The organism is Williamsia muralis, assembly GCF_051487485.1.
In the GTDB taxonomy this organism is placed as follows: domain Bacteria; phylum Actinomycetota; class Actinomycetes; order Mycobacteriales; family Mycobacteriaceae; genus Williamsia; species Williamsia muralis_B.
The window spans coordinates 423,135-448,027 of sequence record NZ_JAHVCV010000003.1 but is presented as its reverse complement, the minus strand read 5'-3'; the positions used below and the strand labels follow the sequence as shown (position 1 = coordinate 448,027).

At 65.8% G+C, this 24,893-nt stretch carries 21 protein-coding genes; 8 read left to right on the top strand and 13 right to left on the bottom strand.

The window, feature by feature from the left end; genetic code table 11:
- Positions 1-2: 2 nt before the first annotated feature.
- Positions 3-296, bottom strand: coding sequence for a hypothetical protein (locus KXR83_RS10470; protein WP_099382366.1), 294 nt, complete (start codon positions 294-296; stop codon positions 3-5).
- 73 nt (positions 297-369) lie between these two features.
- Here KXR83_RS10470 and KXR83_RS10465 point away from each other — a divergent pair, with 73 nt between their 5' ends.
- A complete protein-coding gene (locus tag KXR83_RS10465; protein ID WP_437424770.1) occupies positions 370-1,344 on the top strand; it encodes a quinone oxidoreductase family protein in 975 nt (324 codons plus the stop codon).
- Between the two features lie 12 nt (positions 1,345-1,356).
- On the opposite strand, the gene KXR83_RS10460 is transcribed toward KXR83_RS10465, so the two are convergent.
- Positions 1,357-2,553, bottom strand: a complete 1,197-nt coding sequence (locus tag KXR83_RS10460) for an Rv0361 family membrane protein (RefSeq protein ID WP_437424769.1) — start codon at positions 2,551-2,553, stop codon at positions 1,357-1,359.
- 46 nt (positions 2,554-2,599) lie between these two features.
- Positions 2,600-3,520, bottom strand: coding sequence for a heme o synthase (locus tag KXR83_RS10455; protein WP_062798037.1), 921 nt, complete (start codon positions 3,518-3,520; stop codon positions 2,600-2,602).
- A 307-nt stretch (positions 3,521-3,827) separates the two neighbouring features.
- On the opposite strand from KXR83_RS10455, the gene tkt reads away from it, so the two are divergent.
- From tkt to pgl, 5 genes are all read left to right on the top strand, one after another.
- A complete protein-coding gene (gene tkt / locus KXR83_RS10450; protein WP_437424768.1) occupies positions 3,828-5,915 on the top strand; it encodes a transketolase in 2,088 nt (695 codons plus the stop codon).
- A 31-nt stretch (positions 5,916-5,946) separates the two neighbouring features.
- The gene (gene tal, locus KXR83_RS10445; RefSeq protein WP_437424767.1) at positions 5,947-7,071 is read left to right on the top strand and encodes a transaldolase; all 1,125 of its coding nucleotides are present in this window, start codon (positions 5,947-5,949) and stop codon (positions 7,069-7,071) included.
- Positions 7,072-7,075: 4 nt separating this feature from the next.
- On the top strand, positions 7,076-8,617 hold the full coding sequence (zwf, locus tag KXR83_RS10440; RefSeq protein WP_437424766.1) for a glucose-6-phosphate dehydrogenase: 1,542 nt from the start codon (positions 7,076-7,078) through the stop codon (positions 8,615-8,617).
- A gap of 79 nt (positions 8,618-8,696) precedes the next feature.
- Positions 8,697-9,620 carry a glucose-6-phosphate dehydrogenase assembly protein OpcA gene (locus KXR83_RS10435; RefSeq protein ID WP_437424765.1) on the top strand — a complete coding sequence of 308 codons (924 nt, stop codon included), beginning with the start codon at positions 8,697-8,699 and terminating at the stop codon, positions 9,618-9,620.
- Positions 9,617-10,363: a 6-phosphogluconolactonase gene (pgl, locus tag KXR83_RS10430; protein ID WP_437424764.1), complete on the top strand. Its 747-nt coding sequence runs from the start codon at positions 9,617-9,619 to the stop codon at positions 10,361-10,363. The genes KXR83_RS10435 and pgl overlap by 4 nt, the downstream gene beginning before the upstream one ends.
- On the opposite strand, the gene KXR83_RS10425 is transcribed toward pgl, so the two are convergent.
- Positions 10,364-11,635, bottom strand: a complete 1,272-nt coding sequence (locus KXR83_RS10425) for an oxygenase MpaB family protein (RefSeq protein WP_437424763.1) — start codon at positions 11,633-11,635, stop codon at positions 10,364-10,366.
- A 167-nt stretch (positions 11,636-11,802) separates the two neighbouring features.
- Here KXR83_RS10425 and KXR83_RS10420 point away from each other — a divergent pair, with 167 nt between their 5' ends.
- Positions 11,803-12,210, top strand: coding sequence for a YciI family protein (locus tag KXR83_RS10420; RefSeq protein ID WP_030163110.1), 408 nt, complete (start codon positions 11,803-11,805; stop codon positions 12,208-12,210).
- Between the two features lie 6 nt (positions 12,211-12,216).
- On the top strand, positions 12,217-13,362 hold the full coding sequence (locus tag KXR83_RS10415; RefSeq protein ID WP_437424762.1) for an RNA polymerase sigma factor: 1,146 nt from the start codon (positions 12,217-12,219) through the stop codon (positions 13,360-13,362).
- A gap of 37 nt (positions 13,363-13,399) precedes the next feature.
- Here KXR83_RS10415 and ppc read toward each other — a convergent pair whose 3' ends face one another.
- The 9 genes from ppc to uvrC form a co-directional block, all read right to left on the bottom strand.
- Positions 13,400-16,204, bottom strand: a complete 2,805-nt coding sequence (ppc, locus tag KXR83_RS10410) for a phosphoenolpyruvate carboxylase (protein ID WP_437424761.1) — start codon at positions 16,202-16,204, stop codon at positions 13,400-13,402.
- 63 nt (positions 16,205-16,267) lie between these two features.
- On the bottom strand, positions 16,268-16,501 hold the full coding sequence (gene secG, locus KXR83_RS10405) for a preprotein translocase subunit SecG (protein WP_023959413.1): 234 nt from the start codon (positions 16,499-16,501) through the stop codon (positions 16,268-16,270).
- A gap of 136 nt (positions 16,502-16,637) precedes the next feature.
- Positions 16,638-17,426 (bottom strand): triose-phosphate isomerase, encoded by a 789-nt coding sequence (gene tpiA, locus KXR83_RS10400; RefSeq protein ID WP_437424760.1) that lies wholly within the window; start codon positions 17,424-17,426, stop codon positions 16,638-16,640.
- A 1-nt stretch (position 17,427) separates the two neighbouring features.
- Positions 17,428-18,645 (bottom strand): phosphoglycerate kinase, encoded by a 1,218-nt coding sequence (locus KXR83_RS10395; protein ID WP_030163118.1) that lies wholly within the window; start codon positions 18,643-18,645, stop codon positions 17,428-17,430.
- A 34-nt stretch (positions 18,646-18,679) separates the two neighbouring features.
- The gene (gap, locus tag KXR83_RS10390) at positions 18,680-19,699 is read right to left on the bottom strand and encodes a type I glyceraldehyde-3-phosphate dehydrogenase (protein WP_437424759.1); all 1,020 of its coding nucleotides are present in this window, start codon (positions 19,697-19,699) and stop codon (positions 18,680-18,682) included.
- 148 nt (positions 19,700-19,847) lie between these two features.
- Positions 19,848-20,831, bottom strand: a complete 984-nt coding sequence (gene whiA / locus KXR83_RS10385) for a DNA-binding protein WhiA (protein ID WP_023959419.1) — start codon at positions 20,829-20,831, stop codon at positions 19,848-19,850.
- Complete coding sequence (locus KXR83_RS10380; RefSeq protein ID WP_437424758.1) at positions 20,822-21,874, bottom strand: gluconeogenesis factor YvcK family protein; 1,053 nt, start codon at positions 21,872-21,874, stop codon at positions 20,822-20,824. The genes whiA and KXR83_RS10380 overlap by 10 nt, the downstream gene beginning before the upstream one ends.
- Positions 21,871-22,794, bottom strand: a complete 924-nt coding sequence (gene rapZ, locus KXR83_RS10375; RefSeq protein ID WP_437424949.1) for an RNase adapter RapZ — start codon at positions 22,792-22,794, stop codon at positions 21,871-21,873. The genes KXR83_RS10380 and rapZ overlap by 4 nt, the downstream gene beginning before the upstream one ends.
- Positions 22,782-24,839 (bottom strand): excinuclease ABC subunit UvrC, encoded by a 2,058-nt coding sequence (uvrC, locus tag KXR83_RS10370; RefSeq protein WP_437424757.1) that lies wholly within the window; start codon positions 24,837-24,839, stop codon positions 22,782-22,784. The genes rapZ and uvrC overlap by 13 nt, the downstream gene beginning before the upstream one ends.
- Between the last annotated feature and the right edge of the window lie 54 nt (positions 24,840-24,893).

Below are 24,893 nucleotides of genomic sequence, written 5' to 3'. Positions count from 1 at the left end.
GTTTAGGTGTTGGCCACCCAGCCGGCCATCTTGCGGTAGTGCCCGGGACGGACATCGACCGCCGACGTGAGGTCGCGATCCCACTCGCCGATCTCGACCCCGTCGACCTGTTCCACGATCTGCTTTGCGGTCTCCATATCCCGGACCACCTGATCGCCCAGGATCCCGCCCGCTCCGCCCACCAGGGTGATGCGGACGCCTGAGGCGCCGATCCCCTGCAGGACAGCGGTGGCCGAACCACCCTCGCGGGCCACGAACTTCGAAATGGCCGAGATGACACCCTTGTGGTCGCTCATGTGTCACAGCATATTGCGCACCGCGGCGGGGCCGATCACCGGACACTCTGAGGGGCTCGGTACAACTGAAGTCATGCATGCGATCCAGGTCAGTCAGCACGGTGGGCCCGAAGTGATGGATGTGGTCGAGACCGCAGACCCCGAACCCGGTGCTGGTGAGGTCCTGGTTCGCGTCGCGGCGATCGGCGTGAACTTCATCGACACCTACCAGCGGTCCGGCATGTATCCGATGACGCTGCCGTTCATCCCGGGCAGTGAGGGCGCCGGTGAGGTCGTGTCGGTCGGCCCCCATGTGGACTCGATATCGGTGGGCCAGCGGGTCGCGTGGTGCGATGCACCCTCGAGCTACGCCGAACTCGTCGTGGTGCCGGCAGCGCGCGCCGTGGCCGTACCCGACACCATCGCCGACGACGTCGCGGCGTCCGCTCTGCTCCAGGGGATCACTGCGCACTACCTGCTCGATGGTGCCGCCCACCCGCGCCCGGGCCACACCGTCCTCGTCCATGCCGGCGCAGGCGGCGTCGGCCTGGTGCTCACCCAGATGGCCAAGGCCAGAGGACTGCGGGTCATCACCACCGTGTCGAACGACGCGAAGGAAGACCTGTCCCGGCGGGCCGGGGCCGATGAAGTGCTGCGCTACGGGGACCAGGTGGCCGAACAGGTGCGCGCCCTCACCGGCGGCGCGGGTGTGTCCGTCGCCTACGACGGCGTCGGCGCAGACACGTTCGAGCAGAGTCTTGCCGCGACCGCGGTCCGAGGAATCGTTGTTCTCTTCGGCGCGGCCAGCGGACCGGTCCCGCCCTTCGACCTGCAACGACTCAACGCTGCGGGCTCACTGTCGGTCACCCGGCCGACCCTCAGGCACTTCATCTCCGACCCCGAAGAGTTGGCGTGGCGCGCCGGCGAGGTGATGAACGGGATCGCCGACGGCAGCGTCACCGTGCGGGTGGCGCACTCGTATCCACTGGCCGAGGCGAGGCAGGCGCACATCGATCTGGCCGCACGCGCGACCACGGGGTCGGTTGTCCTGACGCCTCAGTCGAGATGAGGCGCAGGCCGGTCATCCTTCGGGTGTGAACACCGGCGGATTCTGCGCCAGGTCGACGGTGCCGTACAGGTAGTCCGTGACGGTCTCCGTCTTGGTCTCGGCCGGTCGTGAACCCGACACGGTTGTGCGGAATGTCACCGACCACGCCATCTCGCCGTCGACCGACACTTCCTCGGGGTTGTCGTATCCCAGGCGGTAGTCGAGCGCAGGCAGTTTCGCCGGCGCAGTCCATTTCGCCGAGCCCGGTTCGGCGTTGTAGGCGTACGTCCGCTGGCCGCAGTCCGGCTTGTCCGTTGCCGCGTCGACCTGGACCGACAACGCGCACTCGTCCAGGTGGGCCTGGACCGCCGTGTTCACCGCGTTCTGTCCTTTGCCGCTGAGTTCAGCAGTCAGGTCCGGGAACGACCCGTAACTCGTCCCTGCGACCGGGAAGTCCTTTTCTTTGCCGTTCACAACCGCGAAGTTCTCGTCGGCACTGCCCCACTTCACGGGCCCGGGGAACACATACACCTTGGCCTCGCCGTCGACAGGGACGCCGAAGGCGGTGAGCCCTGGAATGCCTCCGAGGCTGCTGACGTCCACTGCGACGACACCCTCGTCCAGCCGCCAGGAATCCCCGGTCTTGTGCAGGACAAAACTCTCGTCGGCCTTGCGGTCTCCGAATTGGTAGGTGGCCTGGACCGTGGCCATCTCGCCCATCTTCTGGACATCCACGATCGAGATGTCCGAGATCTTGGCGATCTCCTGCTGTTGTTTCAGGATGTCGTCGGTGAGCAGGAGTTCGGACGCCGGAGATTTGGACAGGTCCAGCGCCTTGGCGGCATCGCCGTCGGACAGCGCCGTGAGATACCCCTCCACTGCTGACTCCGGATCGCTACTCGCGCCTCCCCCGCCGAGCGCGACGACGAGGGCAACCACAACAGCCACGACAACGAGCACTGCGACCACGACGAGGCCGATGATCAGCGGCGTGCGTGATTTTCGGGGCTGGGGCGGGCCCCACTGCCCGCCGGCAGCCGGGTAGGGCTGATACGGGTTGTAGGCGGGATCGGGCTGGCCGTAGAACGGGCCGCCCTGACCGTTGTCTGGCGGCGGCTGCTGACCGTACTGCGATGGACCGAACTGGGGTTGGCCGACCTGAGTCGGCTCCGAATACGGCCGCCAGTCGTTGTTTCCGGGCCCCTGACCCTGCCCAGGTGGGTACGACATGTTTCCCCCAAATCACCTCGCACCGGCCAGCGGCCGGTGGTGCCTGTCAGAACAGGCTTGTCAGCGTCGGCAATCCGATCACCGAATCGATCGCCAGTCCGCAGAAGACTATCGCGAGATATTCGTTGGACTGCAAGAAGACCTTGAGCGGGGTGACTTCCTCACCGCGCAGGGTGGCGCGGTAGAGCTTGTGGACCACGTAGATGAACCAGCCGCCCGCGGCGAGGGCCACGGCCGTGTAGATCCAGCCCGTGGCCAGACACAACACCAGCGTGCTGAGCACCGTTGCCCACGTGTAGAACAGCATCTGCCGGGTGACCTGGATCTCGGTGGCGATGACGGGGAGCATGGGCACACCCGCTGCGCGGTAGTCCTCTTTGTAACGCATCGCGAGCGCCCAGGTGTGCGGTGGCGTCCAGAAGAAGATCACCATGAACAGCACAACAGGCTGCCAGCTCAGGCTGCCGGTGACGGCAGCCCAGCCGACGAGGGTCGGCATACATCCGGCCGCTCCGCCCCACACGACGTTCTGCCACGTACGGCGCTTGAGCACCATCGTGTAGACGAAGACGTAGAACGCGATCGTCGCCATCACCAACAGGGCGCTGAGCAGGTTTGCCATCGTCGACAACACCGCGAACGATGCCGCGCCCAGCACGATCCCGAAGATGAGTGCGCTTCTGGTGGACACCGCGTGGCGGGCCAGAGGCCGGCGTTCGGTGCGCTTCATCTTCTGGTCGATGTCGGCGTCGACCACCATGTTGAGCGTGTTGGCGCTCGCTGCGCCGAGCCAGCCGCCCAGCAGGGTCCAGGCCATCAGGGCCAGGTCCACCCGACCGCGGTCGGCCAGCAGCATCACGGGGATGGTCGCCACGAGGAGCAACTCGATGACCCGTGGCTTGGTGAGAGCGAGATAGGCCAAGGCCGTTCCCGAGATCCTCCCGCGCATGCTGGTGGGGCGCTGCATGGGCGGAGCCTCACCACCACCTGACGCTGGGGAGGAGGCGAAACCGTGTCCGCTCACACGTTCCCCAATCCGCACTAGATCTCCTGACTCGCTCATCTACTACAGGGAATGGTAGACGGCCGGTACCCCAGAACGGCAATCGAGGTCGGATCCGGCGCCTGACCTCGCCGGTCAGGTCCCCGAAGGTGAACCGGAGAGTTATTCAGTCCCGTATCGCGCCATGGGACCGGGAGACGTCTAGGCTTGACGTGGGCTGTTCGCAGCCTGCCATGTACGGAAAGTCGAGCTTGGAGGAGTTCACACAATCGTGTCAGCAACAGATGAGATTCGCGCGCTAACACAGCCCTCACACCCTGCTGACTGGAGCGAGGTGGACACCAAAGCCGTTGACACAGTGCGGATTCTGGCCGCAGACGCGGTTCAGAAGTGCGGCAGTGGACACCCCGGCACAGCCATGAGTCTGGCGCCGCTGGCCTACACGCTGTTCCAGCGAGTGATGCGGCATGACCCCACGGATACGGACTGGATGGGCCGCGACCGCTTCATCCTGTCCTGCGGACACTCGAGCCTGACGCTCTACATCCAGCTCTACCTCGGCGGATTCGGCCTCGAACTCGACGACCTGAAGGCGCTGCGCACCTACGAGTCCAAGACGCCCGGCCATCCCGAGTACCGCCACACGCGCGGCGTGGAGATGACCACCGGGCCACTCGGTCAGGGACTTGCCTCGTCGGTCGGGATGGCGATGGCCGCCCGCTACGAGCGTGGACTGTTCGATCCGGACGCACCGGTCGGACAGAGTGCGTTCGACCACTACATCTACGTGATCGCTTCCGATGGCGACATCGAAGAAGGCGTCACGTCGGAGGCCAGCTCGCTGGCAGGCACCCAGCAGCTGGGCAACCTCATCGTGTTCTACGACAAGAACCACATCTCGATCGAGGACGACACCGACATCGCGCTGTCCGAGGACGTCGCCGCTCGCTATGAGGCCTACGGCTGGCACGTCCAGCACGTCGAGGGCGGCGAGAACGTCACCGCGATCGAGGAGGCCGTCGAGAAGGCCAAGGCCGTGATCGACAAGCCGTCGATCATCGTCTTGCGCACCATCATCGGCTACCCCGCACCCAACAAGATGAACACCGGCAGCGCCCACGGCAGCGCGCTCGGCGATGATGAGGTCGCCGAGACCAAGAAGCTGCTGGGTTTCGACCCCGACCAGACGTTCGAGGTCGCGGACGAGGTCATCGCGCACACCCGGCAGCTCGTGGACCGGGGCGCCGAACGGCGCAAGGCCTGGGAGAAGTCGTTCGACGAGTGGGCCGAGGCGAATCCGGATCGCAAGGCCCTGCTCGACCGCCTCGTGGTGAACGGTCTGCCCGACGGCTGGACCGATGCCCTCCCCAAGTGGGAGGTCGGCGACAAGGATGTGGCCACCCGTTCGGCGTCGGGCAAGGTGCTCTCGGCTCTCGGACCCGTTCTGCCCGAACTGTGGGGTGGGTCCGCTGACCTCGCGGGCAGCAACAACACCACCATGGACGGAGCCGCGTCCTTCGGCCCCACCGGGATCAGCACCAAGAACTGGAGCGCGAACCCATACGGGCGCACGCTGCACTTCGGCATCCGTGAGCACGCGATGGGTGCGATCTTGTCGGGCATCGTCCGGCACGGACCGACCCGCGCGTACGGCGGAACGTTCCTCCAGTTCGCCGACTACATGCGGCCGGCCGTACGACTGGCCGCGCTGATGAAGACCGATCCCATCTATGTGTGGACCCACGACTCGATCGGACTGGGCGAAGACGGACCCACCCACCAGCCGATCGAGCACCTGGCGGCGCTGCGCGCGATCCCCGATCTCGACGTGGTTCGCCCCGGCGATGCCAACGAGACGGCCTACGCGTGGCAGGCCATCATGACCCGGCGGCACAATCCGGTCGGGCTGGCGCTCACCCGGCAGAACATCCCGATTCTCGAGGGAACGTCGGCCGAGGGTGTGGCGAAGGGCGGATACGTCCTGTCAGAGCCCGAGGGAGATCCTCAGGTCATCTTGATCGGCACCGGCTCCGAGGTGTACCTCGCCGTCGAGGCACAAAAGGCGTTGAAGGACAAGGGAATCAATGCCCGCGTCGTGTCGATGCCATGCATGGAGTGGTTCGACGAGCAGGACAGCAGCTACCGCGATTCGGTGCTGCCGCCCACGGTGAAGGCCCGAGTGGTTGTCGAAGCCGGTATCGCGATGCCGTGGTATCGCCTGGTCGGCGACGCCGGTGAGATCGTGTCCATCGAGCACTATGGCGCCTCTGCCGACTACAAGGTGCTCTACGAGAAGTTCGGTATCACCGCAGAGGCCGTCATCGCCGCCGCCGAGCGTTCGGTCGCAAAAACCAACTGAGATCTGCACAACATTTGAATTGGAGCGCAAAATGAGCGAACAGAACGCCAATCTTGCCGCACTGTCCCAGGCCGGCGTCTCGGTCTGGCTCGATGATCTCTCTCGCACCCGCATCCAGTCCGGCAATCTCGCCGAACTGATCGCCACCAAGTCGGTGGTGGGTGTCACCACCAACCCGTCGATCTTCCAGGCGGCATTGTCCAAGGGCAACGCCTACGACGATCAGGTCAATGAGCTGGCCGCCCGCGGCGCCGATGTGGATGCCACCATCCGCACGGTCACCACGGACGACGTGCGCAATGCCTGTGACGTGCTCGCCCCGCAGTACGAGTCATCCAAGGGTGTCGACGGGCGGGTGTCGATCGAGGTCGACCCGCGTCTCGCCCACGATTCCGACCAGACGGTGGCGCAGGCGGTGGAGCTGTGGAAGATCGTCGATCGTCCCAACCTGCTGATCAAGATCCCCGCAACCGAAGCGGGCATCCCGGCCATCACCAAGGTCATCGCCGAGGGCATCAGCGTGAACGTGACGCTGATCTTCTCCGTCGAACGCTATGAGCTGGTCATGGGCGCCTACATCGAGGGCCTGGAGAAGGCATCGGCAGCCGGGCACGATCTGTCCAAGATCCACTCGGTCGCATCCTTCTTCGTCTCTCGCGTGGACACCGAGATCGACAAGCGACTCGATGCCATCGACAGCGACGAGGCGAAGGCACTCAAGGGAAAGGCCGGCCTGGCCAACGCCCGACTCGCCTACGTCGCCTACCAGAAGGTGTTCGAGGATCAGCCGCGCTTCCGCGCACTGGCCGCTGCCGGGGCCAATGCCCAACGCCCACTGTGGGCCTCCACCGGCGTCAAGGACCCGAGCCTGCCGGACACCCTGTACGTCGGCGAGCTGGTGGCCCCCGGAACGGTGAACACGATGCCCGAGAAGACCATGGATGCCTTCGCCGATCACGGGAAGGTCAACCCGAACTCGATCATCGGCCAGGGTCCCGCGTCGCAGGAGGTGTTCGATGCGCTCTCCGCGATCGGGGTCGACCTCACCGACGTCTTCCTGACGCTGGAGAACGAGGGCGTGGACAAGTTCGAGGTGGCGTGGCAGGAACTGCTCGACGCCACCGCGGAACAGTTGGCAGCCGGCTCGAAGGCCTGATCCCTTGGCCAAGGACGCAGCCGGGCAGTGGACGAATCCGCTGCGCGACGACCGTGACAAGCGTCTGCCCCGCATCGCCGGGCCCAGCAGTCTTGTCATCTTCGGCGTGACCGGCGACCTCGCGAAGCGCAAGTTGATGCCCGCGGTGTACGACCTCGCGAACCGGGGGCTTCTTCCCCCCGGTTTCGCGCTGGTCGGATTCGCCCGCCGGGACTGGGACCACGAGGACTTCTCCGAGGTGGTGCACGACGCCGTGCGCGCTCATTCCCGTACGCCGTTTCGCGAGGACGTCTGGGAGCGGCTCAGCGAAGGCTTCCGGTTCGTCCAGGGCACCTTCGACGACGACACGGCCTTCGAGAAGCTCCGGGACACCCTCGGCGAACTCGACGAGAAGCGCGGAACCGAGGGCAATCACGCCTTCTACCTGTCGATCCCGCCGGCGGCCTTCCCTGTGGTGTGTGAGCAGCTGTCGAAGTCGGGGCTGGCCGAGCAGTCCGACGACCATTGGCGACGCGTGGTCATCGAGAAGCCGTTCGGCCACGACCTGGAAAGCGCCAAAGAGCTGAACGCGGTGGTGAACACCGTCTTCCCCGAGCACTCGGTGTTCCGCATCGACCACTACCTCGGCAAAGAGACCGTGCAGAACATCCTGGCGCTGCGCTTTGCCAACCAGCTGTTCGATCCGGTGTGGAGCTCGCACTATGTGGACCACGTGCAGATCACGATGGCCGAGGACATCGGACTCGGAGGCCGGGCCGGCTACTACGACGGCATCGGCGCCGCCCGCGATGTGATCCAGAACCACCTGATCCAGCTGATGGCCCTGATCGCGATGGAAGAACCCATCTCGTTCGAACCACACGAGCTGCAGACCGAGAAGATCAAGGTCCTCTCCGCAACACGCAACATCCTGCCGCTCGATGAGAACACCGCACGCGGACAGTACGAGGCCGGCTGGCAGGGCAGCGAAGAGGTGCCGGGGCTCAAGGACGAGAAGGGCTTTGCCGCGGACTCGACCACCGAGACCTTCGCCGCCATCGCACTCGAGGTCGACAGCAGGCGATGGGCGGGCGTGCCCTTCTACCTACGGACGGGAAAACGCCTGGGCCGCAGGGTCACAGAGATCGCACTGGTGTTCAAACGCGCGCCGCACCTGCCGTTCGATCAGACGATGACCGAAGAGCTCAGCCAGAACGCACTGGTGATCCGGGTGCAGCCGGACGAGGGCATCACGTTGCGTTTCGGGTCGAAGGTGCCGGGGTCGTCCATGGAAGTCCGGGACGTCAACATGGACTTCAGTTACGGGCAGGCCTTCACCGAGTCGTCCCCCGAGGCGTACGAGCGTCTGATCCTCGACGTGCTGCTCGGCGAACCATCGTTGTTCCCGGTCAATGCCGAGGTCGAACTGTCCTGGAAGATCCTCGACCCGGTGCTCGAACACTGGGCAGCGAACGGAAAGCCCGACGGCTATGAATCGGGCACCTGGGGGCCGAGATCGGCCGAGGAGATGCTGGCCCGGCACGGACGGACCTGGCGACGTCCGTGATCGGTGTCGGGCAGATGGAGCAGCCGCGCTGCGAGTGCGACCAAGGAGTTGTAGTCATGCCGACGAAGGAGGTCCAGTCGTGATTGTCGAACTGCCCGATACCAGCACCACCGCGATCAGCAAGGAACTCATCAAGATCCGTGATGCCGGCGGTGCTTTCACGTCGGGCCGGGTGTTGACCTTGCTCGTCTGCTCGGACGAAGGCGAACCCACCGAAGGCGCGATCGACGCGGCCAACGAGGCCAGCCGCGAGCATCCCTGCCGGGTGATCGTGGTGTCGTGTGGCGACCGTCGGATGAAGTCTCGACTGGACGCACAGATCCGGGTCGGCGGCGACGCAGGCGCCTCGGAGGTGGTGGTGCTGCATCTCTACGGCGAATTGGCGAATCACGGTGAGAGCGTGGTCATCCCGTTCATGCTGCCAGACACGCCGGTGGTGACGTGGTGGCCGGGCCAACCACCCGAGAATCCTGCCGCCGATCCGATGGGGCAGCTCGGAAGGCGCCGTATCACCGACACCAACAAAGCACCCGATGTGCCCGCCGCCCTCGCCGAGCGACTGAGGACGTACTCCCCCGGCGATTCGGACATCGCGTGGTCCCAGATCACCCCTTGGCGCGCCTTGCTCACCTCGGCGCTGGATCAACCGCCGCACAGTGCAGCGGTGTCCGCCGAGGTCGAGGGCCCTGCGGGATCTCCCGCGGTCGACCTGCTCGCCGGTTGGTTGCATGCCGTTCTGGACGTGCCGGTGACCCGATCGGTCGGCAGCTTCAAGGTGACCCTCGAACGCGAGGCCGGACCGCTGGTGCTGTGCGTCGGTATGAGCAACCAGGCCATCATCTCCATCCCGGGCAAGCCGGACGGCAAGGTGGCCCTACCCGGTCGTGACATCCGCGACTGCCTCGCCGAAGAACTGCGGCGACTCGATCCGGACGAGATCTACCACCTCGCCCTGCAGGGCGTCGATGGGCTGACCCGAGCGAAAGACAAGGTGCACGCATGACCGCCGATGCGCAGGTGATCCACTGCGCGGACAAGTCCGCGCTCGTCGAATCGGTGGCGGCGCGGTTCATCGCCACGGTCACCTCGGCGCAGGCGGCGCGCGGCAGCGCCTCGGTGGTGCTGACCGGGGGTAGCAATGGAATCGCCCTGCTGGAAGCTCTGGCCGAGGACTCCGGCGACATCGACTGGTCCGCGGTGGACATCTACTGGGGTGACGAACGGTTCGTCGCCACCGACGACCCCGAACGGAATGCCGGGCAGGCCTATGCTGCGCTACTGAATCACGTTCCGGTGCAACCGGATCGGGTGTTTGTCATGGCTGCGTCCGATGGCGATTTCGGCGACGACATCGAAGCGGCGGCGGCCGATTACGCGGCGACGTTGTCGTCGAAAGCCGGCGACGGCCATCTGGTACCGGAGTTCGACGTCCATCTGGTCGGGATGGGCGGTGAGGGGCACATCAACTCCTTGTTCCCCCACAGTGCGGCCACTGCCGAAGCCGACGCCACCGTGGTCGCCGTCACCGACTCACCCAAGCCACCGCCCCAGCGGATCACGCTGACGTTCCCCGCTGTCGCCCGGGCCCGCGAGGTCTGGTTCCTGGTGTCCGGTGCCGAGAAGGCCGAGGCGGTGGCCGCCGGAGTCGGCGGGGCCGATCCTCTGGACTGGCCGTGTGCCGGGGCGCACGGCACGGACGCAACCGTGTGGTTCGTCGACCCGGACGCGGCGTCGCAGCTCACCTGATCAGCGGCGCAATCCCCCGCTGGCGTCGAATTCGGCCGACCGGCCTTCCATCTGCGCGTCGTGCCAGTTCTCCCGGTGTTTGCGCATGATCGTCTCGTGGAGCCGGGCGAACGGAGGGCAGATCCGGCGCACGGTTTCGATCAGCACCACCGCAGGCAGTCGCGCGATGATCCAGGCAATCCCGGGCACCGCACTCGGCATGTTGTACCGGCGGCGCGTCCACGGCATCATGAAAACCGCCGAATAGGCGGAATACATTGTGGCGTTGTACTTTTCCCGCAAGCGGCGAACACCGGTGTGACCATCTCGAGGTGCAAAAGCGGCTGGGAACGATTCGATGAGTTCGGCGCCGTGATCGCCCGCGTCGTAACTGCGGGTGGAGTTGACCAACGCCAGGAGCCGGAGCGAGTCGGCGATCGATTCGGGATACCACTGCATGCGGACGCCCAGGAGATGACCGAGATAGCGCTGATAGTGCAACAGCACCCTGATCTCCCGGAGCGAGGTCTGCACACCCACCAGCCAGAGAGCCATCGCCGGGACCACGCTGCCACCGAGCAACGTCAACAGCTGATACGACTGGCTGATGGGCACACCCCAGCGCTCGGTGTCCCATTCGGGATGCTCGGCGACCTTTCGCCGCACCCACACGTGCATCACCCTCACGCGCATGGCCGTGGCGCGGCCCGCGGACCCCGGTGTGAGCAGGGCGTCCGGTTCGGACACGTCGATCCAGAAACGGGCCGTCTCGAGGAACCTACGCAGGGCGTTGTCCCCGGCGTAACCGCCCGCCAACGAGAGCGGAGTGGCCACAGCCGCCTCGGTGTACATCTCCAAGGTGATGCCACCCGCCACGCTGAAGAGCGAGGTGCCCCATCGACGCCAGATGGCCTCTCCTTCGGCGATCATCGCCGGATCCACCCACTCGGGGACGGTCTCGAATTCCTCGAACAGCGCCTTCATCGCCGCGGGAGGGTTTTCGATGGAATCGAGCCCGTCGGTCAAGGCCTTGTCGAGAAGGGCGCGGGCAGCGGGCGCTCCAAGCTCGCCGTACACCTCGTCGACAAATCGTTCGGCCACCGGGTCGCTGCGGAACATGTCTTCGGCGAATGTCCGGATCTGTTCGTCCGTCGGAAAGAGGTCGCGACCAGTTGTCTTGGCAGCTGCTCGACGGACGGTCCTGAGCCACCGGTTGTCCTGGGCCGCGCTGTACTTGACGGCCGACGGGAAACCGGGGACGGGTACACGCTGGTCTGGCAGTGTCGCGGACACAGGTTCTCCTCGGGGTAGAGCAAAGGTTGAGACTGTTTTGCGTAATCGTCTCACATCGTCCGGCACATTTTCTGAATTCATGGACAAGCCGATGTCGAGAAGCACCGAGCGACTCCGTCCCCGTAGTGAAACGGCCACAATGGGCCGTACCCACCAAGGAGAAGAAGATGGCCAAGTACCTGTTGCTCAAGCACTACCGGGGTGGCCCGGCACCGCTGTTCGACACACCGATGGACCAGTGGAAGCCCGAGGAGGTGTCCGCCCACATGCAGTTCATGGAGGACTTCGCGACCCGCCTGCAACGCAACGGCGAGTTCGTGGACGGCCAGGCGCTGTCGATGGAGGGCACGTTCGTGCGCTACGACGGTGAGGGTCGCCCGCCGGTCACCGACGGCCCGTTCGCTGAGACCAAGGATCTGATCGCAGGCTGGATGGCGATCGATGTCGACAGCTATGACCGTGCTCTCGAGCTCGCTGCCGAACTGTCTGCTGCGCCCGGCGCGGGCGGTGAACCTCTTCGCGAGTGGCTGGAGGTACGCCCCTTCCTCACCGCACCCACCGCGATCACGGAGTGACACGCGGTGGATGAGGCTCTTTTACGGAACCTCACGCCTGCTGTGATCGGCGTCCTCGTACGTCGCGGAGTCGACTTCGCGACGGCCGAGGACGCCGTGCAGGACGCACTGGTGGAGGCGATGAAGCTGTGGCCGACTGATCCTCCACGGGATCCGAAAGGCTGGCTGGTCACTGTCGCCTGGCGCAAGTTCCTCGACTCGGTGCGGTCGGAGAACGCTCGGCGCGACCGTGAGGTCCGTGTGGAGAACGAGCCGCCACCCGGCCCTGGACAGATCGCCGACGACACGCTCCACCTGTACTTCCTCTGCGCCCACCCATCTCTCACGCCGGCGTCGGCCGTCGCGCTCACCCTCCGGGCGATCGGCGGCCTGAGTACCCGGCAGATCGCGCAGGCCTATCTCGTCCCCGAGGCAACGATGGCCCAGCGGATCAGCAGAGCCAAACGAACCGTGTCAGACGTCCGCTTCGACCAGCCCGGTGACCTCGCAACAGTGCTCCGGGTGCTCTATCTGGTGTTCAACGAAGGATATTCCGGCGACATCGACCTGGCCGGTGAGGCCATCCGACTGACCCGTCAGCTCGATGCGATGGTGCGGCAGGAGGAGGTCTCCGGCCTGCTCGCACTCATGCTGCTCCACCACGCCCGGCGGCCGGCACGGATAGGCCCCGACGGCGGCCTGGTGCCACTCGCCGATCAGGACCGGCGCCTCTGGGACACCGGGATGATCGCCGAGGGAGTCGACGTACTCCAGAACGCGCTCGCCCGCGACAACCTGGGCGAGTTCCAGGCACAGGCCGCCATCGCTGCCCTGCACGCCGACGCCCGATCGGCCTCGGAGACCGACTGGGTGCAGATCGTGGAGTGGTACGACGAACTGGTGCGACTCACCGACAGCCCGATCGTTCGGCTCAATCGCGCCGTGGCGGTCGGTGAGGCGGACGGACCGCGAGCCGGGCTGGCAGCCCTCGCCGGGCTCGACACTGCACTGCCCCGGTATACGGCCGTCTGCGCCTACCTGCACGAACGCGACGGCGACATCCAGACCGCGGCGCGACTGTATGCCGACGCCGCCCGATCGGCGCCCAGCATGCCCGAACGTGACCACCTCACGCGCCAGGCGGCACGATTGAACGCGGCCCTGCGCGAGTGATGGGGCGCCTGGCCGACCGGACCGGCCAGGCGAGCCGTCAGCCGCTGTTGCGCAGAGCCGTTGCCAGACCGTTCATCGTGAGCTGGATGCCGCGGCGGACCAGCTCGGAGTCGTCCCCGCCGCGGTAACGCCGCAGAAGCTCCACCTGGAGGTGATTCAGCGGCTCGAGGTACGGAAAACGGTTGAAGACCGACCGTTTGAGCGCTGGGTTGTCGGCCAGGAGATCGTCCGTCTTGGTGATCTTGAAGTACATAGCCGTTGTGCGTTCATGCTCGGCAGATATCATCCCGAAGACCTTGGCACGCAGGTCCTCATCCGGGACGAGTCGCGAATAACGTTCGGCCAGCCCGAGATCCGACTTTGCCATCACCTGCGCCATGTTCGACATCACCGTTCGGAAGAACGGCCAGCGCTCGTAGTAGTCCGACAACGTCTCCAGCCGGCTGCTGTCGTCTCCCACCCACTGTTCGAAGGCCGAACCCGTGCCGTACCACCCGGGCAGCATCACCCGAGCCTGAGACCACGAGAGCACCCACGGGATCGCACGGAGGTCAGAGATCTTCTCGGTTTGCTTGCGAGACGCCGGACGGCTACCGATGTTCAGCGACCCGATCTCCGACAGAGGTGTCGAGTTCACGAAATACTCTACGAATCCAGGTGTCTCGTGAACCAGCTCGCTGTAGGTACGGCGAGCCAGCGCAGCGAGTTCGTCGAGCACCGCGTACGCCGCTTCCGCTTCTTCTCCGAGGCCCTCGGTGTCCAGGAGCGACGACTCGATGGTCGCGGCCAGCAACGTCTCGAGATTGCGCCGGGCGACAACGGGTTCGGCGTATTTGGCCGCGATCACCTCACCTTGCTCGGTGATGCGGAGCGACCCCTGGACGGCGCCCGGCGGCTGGGCGAGGATCGCGTCGTAGCTCGGCCCACCCCCTCGGCCGACGGTACCGCCCCGGCCGTGGAAGAGCCGCAACCGGATTCCGGCCTTCTTGGCGGCTTCGACAAGGTCGAGTTCGGCGCGGTAGAGCGCCCAGTTCGCGGCGAGATACCCTCCGTCCTTGTTGGAGTCCGAGTAGCCGAGCATGATCTCCTGCATGCCCTCCTGCTGTTCAACCAACGCGCGGTACAGCGGAACATCCAGTGCTGCAAGAAGAGTGGCCGCGCCTTGCTGCAGATCCTCGATGGTCTCGAAGAGAGGGACGACCCTGACGGTCGATGTCGGAGGTGTCTTCGCGTCACCGGGGTCGAACAGGCCTGCTTCCTTGAGCAGCACGATCGCCTCGAACAGATCGCTGACCGATGTGCACATGCTGATGACGTAGTTCGGAACGGCTTGCGGACCGAAAGCCGCGACCGCGGAGGCTGCGGCTCGAACGATCGCGAGCTCCTTGTCGGCGAGCTCGGACAGTGTGGCGCCGGGCCCGACCAGTGGTCGACGGTTGCTCAGTTCCGTCGTCAGCAACTCGACCCGCTCGTGCTCGGACAACGACGTGTAGTCGTGATGGACCCCGGCCCAGGCGAGCAGTTCGGCCACCACCTCCTCGTGCATGTCCGAGTTCTGCCGCATGTCCAGGCCGGAAAGGTGGAATCCGAACGCGCGCACGGCTTCGCGCAGAGTCAGCAATCGGTCATCGGCGAGTTCGTCGTCGCCGTTCGCCCGTAGTGACGTATCGATGATGTCGAGGTCCGCCAGCAACTGCTCGGCATCGGCGTACGTCTCGGCACCGTCTTTGGGGAAGCCCCCGTCGTTGACGGCCACAAAACGATCGTCGAACAACGAACCGGCGGTTGCAGCCAATCGACGCCGAACGGCCCGCAATGCCTGGCGATAGGGTTCGTCGGCGTCGGGGGTTCCACGCTCCACGCCACCGAGGGTGAACACCTCGTCGTCGACCTCCGTCAGCCGCGATGTCAGGCTCAATTCCTGTGCCAGGGTGGTCAATTCAGAAAGATGGTGTGCCACAGCGGTTTCAGCGGCACGCCGGGTGGCCATGCCCACGATCTCACCGGTGACAAACGGATTACCGTCGCGGTCTCCACCGATCCATGAGCCCATCCGGAGAATCGGATCGTCGACGATGCCCGCAGTTGGATAGTGCTCTTGGAGCCACGCCCGTAGCTCGGCATTGACCCGGGGAATGACCTCGAAGAATCCCGCATCGTAATACCGCAGACCCACCTCGATCTCATCCTGGATCTGGAGACGCTCCAGTCGGATCAACGCGGTTTCCCACAGCGTGAGGATCTGCCGGTTCAGCGCGGTGTGAACCTCGTCGCGCTCAGCGGGTGTCAGTTCCGTACGTCCGGCGAAGCGCATCAGATCGGTGATGCGGCGCTGCACCTCGAAGACCGTGCGACGTCGGGTCTCGGTGGGGTGGGCGGTGATCACGGGCACCACGGTCGCATCTGCCAACGCAGATCCCACCTGCTCATCGGTCAGACCCGCGGCAGACAGCTTCGAATATGTGGCGGCGAGACTCGAGTCCTGCGGAGGATCGCCGGCGCGCACGTGGATGGCGCGGCGACGCTCGCGGTGAATGTCTTCGGCGAGGTTGGCGAGCAAGGCGAAATGGCTGAACGCCCGGATGACCGAGATCGCGTCCTGGACGTCGATGTCGCGGAAGAGGTCTTCGAGTTCGGTGCGGTCGATTTCGTCGCGGCGGATCCGGAACGACTCGACGCGCGCTTTCTCGACCAGTTCGAAGGTGTCTTCTCCGGCGTGTTTGCGCACGATCTGCCCGAGGATCCCGCCGAGCAACCGAATATCCTCGCGGAGTGGTTCGGTGAGCTCGCGGTCGGTACTGCCGGCTTCCGGACGGGGCACGATGGGGCGCTTGTCAGTCACCGGTCAAGTATCTCTGGCCGGTCCGTGCTCGCGCATCTCGGACATGGCCCGTGTCCGCCGAAGTTACGAGAGTTTGATGTCCAGACCGATGCCGAGGATGAAGATCAGCCAGATGACGCCGACGAACACTGTGAGGCGGTCGAGATTTCGCTCGACAACGCTGGAGCCGGACAAACTCGACTGCACACCGCCGCCGAACAGCGACGAGAGTCCGCCGCCCTTGCCGCGGTGCAGCAGGACCAACACGATCAACAAGACGCTGGTGACCACCAGTCCGATGTCCAGGGCAAGCTTCACGTGTCGTTTCCTATCAAAGAGTTGTACTGACGGCCGATCTTCAACTGTACCGGCCGCGTCCCCCATCCCAGAATTGTGCCCTTTTGGCGAACAAACCCGCAGGTCAGCACCGCCAAGAGGGCACAAAATCGGTTGGTCAGGGCAGCGGTCCCCCGGCGGCGATCGCCGACAGGGTGGCGAACTCGTCGGACTTGAGCGACGCGCCACCCACCAGGGCACCGTCGACGTCGGTCTGTCCGACGATCTCGCCGACGTTCTTGGCATTCACAGATCCGCCGTAGAGGATGCGCACCGAGTCGGCGACCTTGGCGTCGGCCAATTCGGCGAGCGTGGCACGCAGCGCTGCGCACACCTCCTGGGCGTCGGCGGCACTGGCAACACGGCCGGTGCCGATGGCCCACACGGGTTCGTAGGCGATGACAACCTTGCTGATGTCCTCGGCGGACAGACCTGCAAGCGATCCCTTGAGCTGCGCGATGTTGTGGTCGACGTGCTGACCGGCCTCACGCACCTCGAGGCCTTCGCCGACACAGACGATGGGGGTCAGCTCGTACTTGAGCGCTGCCTTGGTCTTCGCGAGCACCACGTCGTCGGTCTCCGCGTGCATCGTGCGCCGCTCGGAATGCCCGACCACCACAAATGTGCACCCGAGTTTGGCCAGGAACGCGCCACTGATCTCGCCGGTATACGCACCCGAATCGTGCGCCGAAAGGTCCTGCGCACCGTAGGTCAACAGCAACTTGTCGCCGTCGACAACCGTCTGCACGCTACGGATGTCGGTGAACGGGGGGATCACCGTAACGTCGACCTTGTCGAAGTACTTGGCGGGCAACGCGAATGCGATCTTCTGCACCAGACCGATGGCCTCGAGGTGGTTGAGGTTCATCTTCCAGTTGCCTGCGATCAGCGGCTTACGATTGGCCATCTCAGTTCTCCAACACCTTCAGTCCGGGCAACTCTTTGCCTTCGAGATACTCCAGAGACGCACCGCCGCCGGTCGAGATGTGCGAGAACCCGTCCTCGGGGAGACCGAGGGTCCGGACCGCCGCCGCGCTGTCGCCGCCGCCGACCACGGAGAACGCTCCCCCGCTGGTGGCTTCGATGATCGCCTGGGCCAGACCCTTGGTGCCGGCGGCGAACTTCTCGAACTCGAAGACACCGGCCGGACCGTTCCAGAACACGGTCTTGGCCTCGTGCAACACCGCCGCGAAGCGCTTGACCGACTCGGGACCGATGTCCAAGCCCATCCATCCGTCCGGGATCTCTTCTGCCGACACGGTTTTGGCCTCGGCGTCGGCCGCGAACTTGTCGGCCACGACCACGTCCACCGGAAGGTGGATGACGTCTCCGAACCGCTCGAGCAAGGACTTGCAGACCTCGATCTGGTCTTCCTGCAGCAACGACGAACCGACCGACAGGCCACGTGCGGCGAGGAAGGTGAATGCCATACCGCCGCCGATCACCAGGGTGTCGACCTTGGGTGCCAGGGCCTCGATGACGCCGATCTTGTCCGACACCTTGGAGCCGCCGAGCACCACCGCGTATGGCCGGGCGGTGTCGGTGGTCAGCTTGGCCAGAACCTCGACCTCGGCTGCGACCAGGCCACCGGCGTAGTGCGGCAACAGCTTTGCCACGTCGTACACCGATGCCTGCTCGCGGTGCACCACACCGAATCCGTCGGAGACGAACGCGCCCTCGTCACCGGTCAACTCCACCAGCGCCTTGGCGAGCTTCTCGCGCTCGGCTGCGTCCTTGGAGGTCTCGCGCGGATCGAACCGCACGTTCTCGACCAGCAGCACGTCGCCGTCGGTCAGACCTTCCGACCGGGCCAGTGCGTCCCCGCCGACCACGTCACCGGCGAGCTGGACGTTGCGGCCCAACTCGGTGCCGAGACGCTCGGCGACCGGCGCGAGGGAGAACGCCGGGTCGGGCGCCCCCTTCGGACGGCCCAGGTGTGCGGTCACGATGACCTTGGCACCTGCGTCGGACAGAGCCTTGATGGTCGGCGCCGACGCGACAATGCGTCCGGCGTCGGTGATCTTGCCGCCGTCGAGAGGCACGTTTAGGTCGGAACGGACCAGCACGGTCCTTCCTTCCACTCCGGTCTCGAGCAAATCGGCGAGGGTGGGAACCGAGGTGGTCACGGGTACGTCGTCTCCTGGCGCTGGAAGGACCGGATTACAGTGACTTGCCGACCAGGCCGATGAGGTCGACGAGGCGGTTTGAGTAGCCCCACTCGTTGTCGTACCACGACACGATCTTGACCTGGTCGTCGATCACCTTGGTCAGCGGCGCGTCGAAGATGCTCGAGTGCGGGTCGGTGACGATGTCGGAGGACACGATCGGGTCGGTGCTGTACTTCAGGATGCCCTTGAGGGGACCCTCGGCGGCAGCCTTCATCGCGGCGTTGATCTCGTCGACGCTGGCCGACTTCTTGAGGTTCGCGGTGAGGTCGGTGACCGAGCCGGTCGGGATCGGCACGCGGAGTGCGTAACCATCGAGCTTGCCGAGCAGCTGCGGGAGCACGAGCCCGATCGCCTTGGCGGCACCGGTGCCGGTCGGGACGACGTTCAGAGCGGCAGCGCGCGCACGACGGAGGTCACTGTGCGGTCCGTCCTGGAGGTTCTGGTCCTGGGTGTAGGCGTGGATCGTGGTCATCAGACCCTTGACGATGCCGAACTCGTCGTCGAGGACCTTGGCGATGGGGCCGAGGCAGTTGGTGGTGCACGACGCGTTGGAGATGATGTTCTGGCTGCCGTCGTACTTGTCGTCGTTGACGCCCATCACGATGGTGATGTCCTCGCCCTTGGCGGGCGCGGAGATGATGACCTTCTTGGCGCCGGCGTCCAGGTGGCCCTTCGCCTTGGCAGCATCGGTGAAGATTCCGGTGGACTCGACGACGACGTCGACACCGAGGTCACCCCACGGGAGCGCCGACGGGCCTTCGCGCAACGACAGCGCCTTGATCTTCTGATCGCCGACGACGATGGTGTCGTCACCTTCGAGCGAGACGTCCTGCGGCAGGCGGCCCAGGATGGAGTCGTACTTGAGCAGATGAGCCAGGCTCGCGTTGTCGGTGAGGTCGTTGACGGCGACGATCTCGACGTCGGTGGTGCCCAACGCCTTTTGTGCTTCCACGGCACGGAAGAAGTTGCGGCCGATCCGGCCGAATCCGTTGACGCCTACCCGAACGGTCACTGTGAGCTCCTTAGCTATGCGGTGTGCTGGGCCATTGTGTGGCTCCCGGCCTCTGCGGCAGTGATCAGCCTAGTCGGCCCCGAACAGCCAGGCACGCCCGGTCCTGGCACCGGGTGTGATGGGACGCCGAAGCGCCCGGCCGCGCTCGTCAGTCGTCGTCGAGCAGATCGGCGGTGACCGCCGACTCGGTGTCGGGGATGCCTTCGGTCCGCGCCTTTTTGTCGGCCATCGACAGCAGACGCCGGATACGGCCCGCCACAGCGTCTTTCGTCATCGGAGGATCGGCGAGCTGGCCCAACTCCTCCAGCGATGCCTGCCGGTGGGTGATCCGGAGCTGTCCCGCCGAGATCAGGTGATCGGGCACCTGGTCGCCGAGGATCTCGAGAGCGCGCTCCACCCGGGCGGCAGCAGCAACAGCGGCTCGCGCCGACCGACGCAGGTTGGCGTCGTCGAAATTGGCAAGGCGGTTGGCGGTGGCACGCACCTCGCGGCGCATCCGGCGCTCTTCCCAGGTGAGCCGGGTGTCCTGCGCTCCCATCCTGGTCAGCAGCGCGCCGATGGCCTCGCCGTCGCGAATCACCACGCGGTCGGCGCCGCGAACCTCACGGGCCTTGGCGGTGACGCCGAGTCGCCGAGCTGCACCCACCAGGGCCAGCGCGGCCTCCGGTCCGGGGCAGCTGACTTCCAGGGCCGAGGAACGGCCAGGCTCGGTCAACGATCCGTGCGCGAGAAATGCTCCGCGCCAAGCAGCTTCGGCGTCACCGATGGTGCCGCCGACCACCTGGGCCGGTAGGCCGCGCACGGGCCGGCCACGCATGTCCAGCAGACCGGTCTGACGGGCCAGGGCCTCGCCGTCCTTGGTGACGCGGACGATGTACCGGGCACTCTTGCGGATGCCGCCGGCACTGAGGACGTGGAATTCGGAGTTGTACCCGTAGAGGTCGAAGATCGCCTGGCGCAGCCGCCGCGCGACGTTGCCGAGGTCGACCTCGGCCTCCACCACCACTCGTCCCGCGACGATGTGGAGTCCGCCCGCGAAACGCAGCAGAGCCGAGACCTCTGCCTTGCGGCTGCTCACCTGCGTGACCGCCAGACGACTCAATTCGTCTTTGACCGCGGATGTCATCGCCACCGGACGCCGTCTCCCTCTGTGGTTCTTGGAACTATCGATCTGTAACTGGCGGCTTCACTATCGCACAGGCCGGCGATGAGAGCCGCCACGCGAGCGGGGTCATGGGTGTGGGTGCCAGGGACTGCCAGTTCGCCGTCGTGCAGGGTGGCTCCGAACTTCGCGGCAGCTCGTTCCACATGCTCACGTTCGCGTCCGAACGGCACCGACGCCGAGTCCACGACCACGTGGTCGACCCGGAAATCGTCGGCGTGAGCGAGTAGGACGTGCAGGTGGCGTTCAACCGAAAAACCGGCCGTCTCACCGGGTTCGGGTGCGAGGTTGACGATGAGGATCTTGCGGGCAGCCGTCCGTTTGAGTGCGGCGAGCTGCTCGGGTACCAACACATGCGGGATCACGCTCGAGAACCAGGACCCCGGGCCGAGGACCACCAGGTCGGCGCCGTCGATGGCGTCGACGGCCTCCGGGCACGCCGGCGGCTGGTGCGGCAGCAACCGGACCCGGCGCACCTTTCCCGGCGTGGTCGCGACCGCGACCTGACCGCGGATCGAATGGCTGATCCGCGGGTCGGCTTCGAGCCCGGACACATCGGCTTCGATGTCGAGGGCGGTGGCCGACATCGGCAACACCCTGCCCTGCACACCGAAGAGTGTGGTGATCATCTTCAGCGCCTTGACCGCGTCACCGGTGACCTCGGTGAGCCCGGCGAGCAACAGATTTCCGACCGGATGGCCGGCCAGAGCTCCGCGCCCGCCGAAACGGTGCTGCAACAGCGCGGCCCACTCCTCGGGTGGCTGTGCACCGGCCACCCCGGCGACATCCCGGCCCTCTGGTTCGGTGGCAGCAAGCAAAGCGGCAATGGCCATCCGGAGGTCACCGGGCGGCAGGACGCCGAGTTCGGACCGCAGTCGTCCGGACGATCCGCCGTCGTCGGCGACCGTCACCACGGCGGTCACGTTGCTGCTCAACCGACGCATGGCGGTGAGGGTGGCGTACAGACCATGCCCCCCACCCAGCGCGACGATCGAGGGGTCGCGGCCGGTCATTCGCGGCCCAGATCCCGATGGGCCACCCGCACCGCGAAAGCGGCCGCACCGTCTGCCGGGCACGACAATCGGGCGGCGATGGCCTCGCTCATCGCGACGCTTCGGTGCTTTCCGCCGGTGCATCCGATGGCCACCGTCATGTACCTCTTGCCTTCGCGCCGGTATCCCGCACCGACCAGTCTCAAGATCTGCTCGTATTTCTCCAGGAACTCATCGGCGCCCTCCTGACCCAGGACGTAGTCACGCACCGGCTCCTCGAGACCGTTGTGGTCGCGGAGCTCCGGCACCCAGTGCGGATTGGGCAGGAAACGAACGTCGGCCACCATGTCCGCGTCGATCGGCAGCCCGTACTTGAACCCGAACGACTCGACCACCACGCTCACGTCCGCGACCGACGCGTTCGCATATGCGCCCTCGATGATCACCCGCAACCTGGCCACCGACAGGTTCGAGGTGTCGATGACAAGATCCGCCCGTTCCTTCACCGCAGCCAGCATCGCCCGCTCGGTCGCGATGGCCGAGATCAGAGTGCCGTTGCCCTGCAACGGATGTCGGCGACGTACCTGCTCGAACCGCTGTACGAGCACCTGGTCGGACGCCTCGATGAACACCACTTTGGGATCGACACCGGTCTCGACCAGTTCGGAGCGCAAGGCATCGAGGGCCGAGGCGTAGGAGTCGATCTGGATACGCATCACGATGGCCATCCGGGAGATGGCGGAGTCGTCGCGGCGGGCCACGTCCACCATCGACCTGATCAAGGTGTGCGGGACGTTGTCGACGACGTACCAGCCGGCGTCTTCCAGCAGGTTCGCCACAGTACTGCTGCCGGCACCGGACAGTCCGGTGACCAGCAACACCTCGGTCAGCCCCGGGGCACCGGTTGTGGTGCCGGCCTGCGATTCACTCACCTGGCGGATCCTGTCTGTTCACTGCCCTGATTATGTTCGACAAGTGCCTCTTGCACCGCCCGAGCGGTGGTCTGGCCGATCCCGGGGACCTCGGAGATCTGTTCGATGGTGGCCTGCCGGAGATTGGCCACCGACCCGAAGTGCGCGACGAGAGCCGCACGCCGGGTTGCTCCCAACCCGGGCACGCCGTCAAGGGCCGAGGCGGTCATCCGCTTGCTGCGCTTGCTGCGATGGAAGCTGATCGCGAACCGGTGCGCCTCATCGCGCACCCGCTGCAGCAGGAAGAGCGCTTCGCTGGTCCGGGGGAAGATGACCGGATCGTCGTCGCCGGGCACCCATACCTCTTCGAGCCGTTTGGCCAGACCGATCACCGCGACATCGGTGATGTTCAACTCGTCCAGGACCGCCGCCGCCGCATGCACCTGCGGTGCGCCGCCATCCACGACAAACAGATTCGGTGGGTAGGCGAACTTGCGCGGACGTCCCGTCTTCGGGTCGATCGCCGCTTCCGGCGCCATGTCTCCCCCGTTCGGATCTACCTCGACGACGCCGTCGGCCGCGGTTCCCCCACCGATCGCCGCGGTTGTCACCGGAGCCGCGGCCGCGACATCGGCACGGTGGCGCAGGAAACGGCGGCGCGTGACCTCGGCGATCGAGGCGACATCGTCGGACCGGCCGTCCCCGGCGGCCTCACGGATCGCGTAGTGCCGATAGTCGGACTTGCGTGGCAGGCCGTCTTCGAACACCACCAACGATGCAACCACGTCCGTGCCCTGCACGTGCGAGATGTCGATACATTCGATCCGCAGCGGCGCGGTGTCGAGGCCGAGGGTGTCCTGGATCTCGGTGAGGGCGGCCGACCGGGTCGTCAGGTCACCCGCACGCTTGAGCTTGTGCTGGTTGAGGGCATCGGCGGCGTTGCGCGCCAGGGTCTCCATCAGCGCCCTTTTGTCACCGCGTTGAGGGATGCGCAGGTCCACATTGCTCCCCCGAAGGCCCGAGAGCCATTCGCGGACCTCGTCGACGTTCGGGGGCAGCGTCTGGACCAGCACCTCCCGGGGTACCGGGTCGGCCTTCGCGTGGCCCTCCTCCACGTCGATCGAGTCGGCTTGATCGACCTGCTCGCCGTAGAACTGCGTGAGGAACTGTCCGACCTGCTCGGCCATCTGGTCGTCGCCGGACTTCTCCACGATCCACCCACGCTGGCCACGGACGCGGCCGCCACGGACATGGAAGACCTGCACCGACACCTCGAGCTGGTCGCCGTCCATGGCCACGAGATCGGCATCGGTGCCGTCTCCGAGCACCACGGCCTGCCGTTCCAGTGCCCGCCGCAGGGCCCCGATGTCGTCGCGCAGCCGGGCCGCGCGCTCGAAGTCCAGGTCTGCCGATGCGCGTTCCATCTGGCCCTGGAGGTTGTTGATCATGCGATCGGTGCGCCCGGCGAGGAAGTCGCAGAAGTCCTCGACGATGGTCCGGTGTTCTTCTGCGCTGACGCGCCCGATGCACGGGGCCGCGCACTTGTCGATGTAACCCAGCAGACACGGTCGGTCGATCTGCTTGTGCCGCTTGAACACTCCGGAGGAGCACGTGCGTGCAGGAAACACCCGGGTGAGCAGATCGAGCGTCTCGCGAATCGCCCAGGCATGCGAATAGGGACCGAAGTAGCGGACCCCTTTGCGACGTGGTCCGCGGTAGACGAACAACCGCGGGTATTCCTCGGCCATCGTGACGGCGAGCATCGGGTAGCTCTTGTCGTCGCGGTAGCGGACGTTGAAACGCGGGTCGAACTCTTTGATCCAGTTGTATTCGAGTTGCAGGGCCTCGACTTCGGTGGACACCACGGTCCACTCCACCGACGCCGCCGTGGTCACCATCTGGCGCGTACGGGGGTGCAGCGAGGACAGGTCCGCGAAGTACGAGGTCAATCGCGAACGAAGACTTTTCGCCTTGCCCACGTAGATCACCCGATGGTGGATGTCCCGGAATTTGTACACACCGGGCTGGGTGGGAATGCTCCCCGGAGCCGGGCGGTACGTAGACGGGTCAGGCACGATTCCAGGCTAGTACCCCGCGCCGACAAGTCCGCACACGCGGCCGTCGCCCCC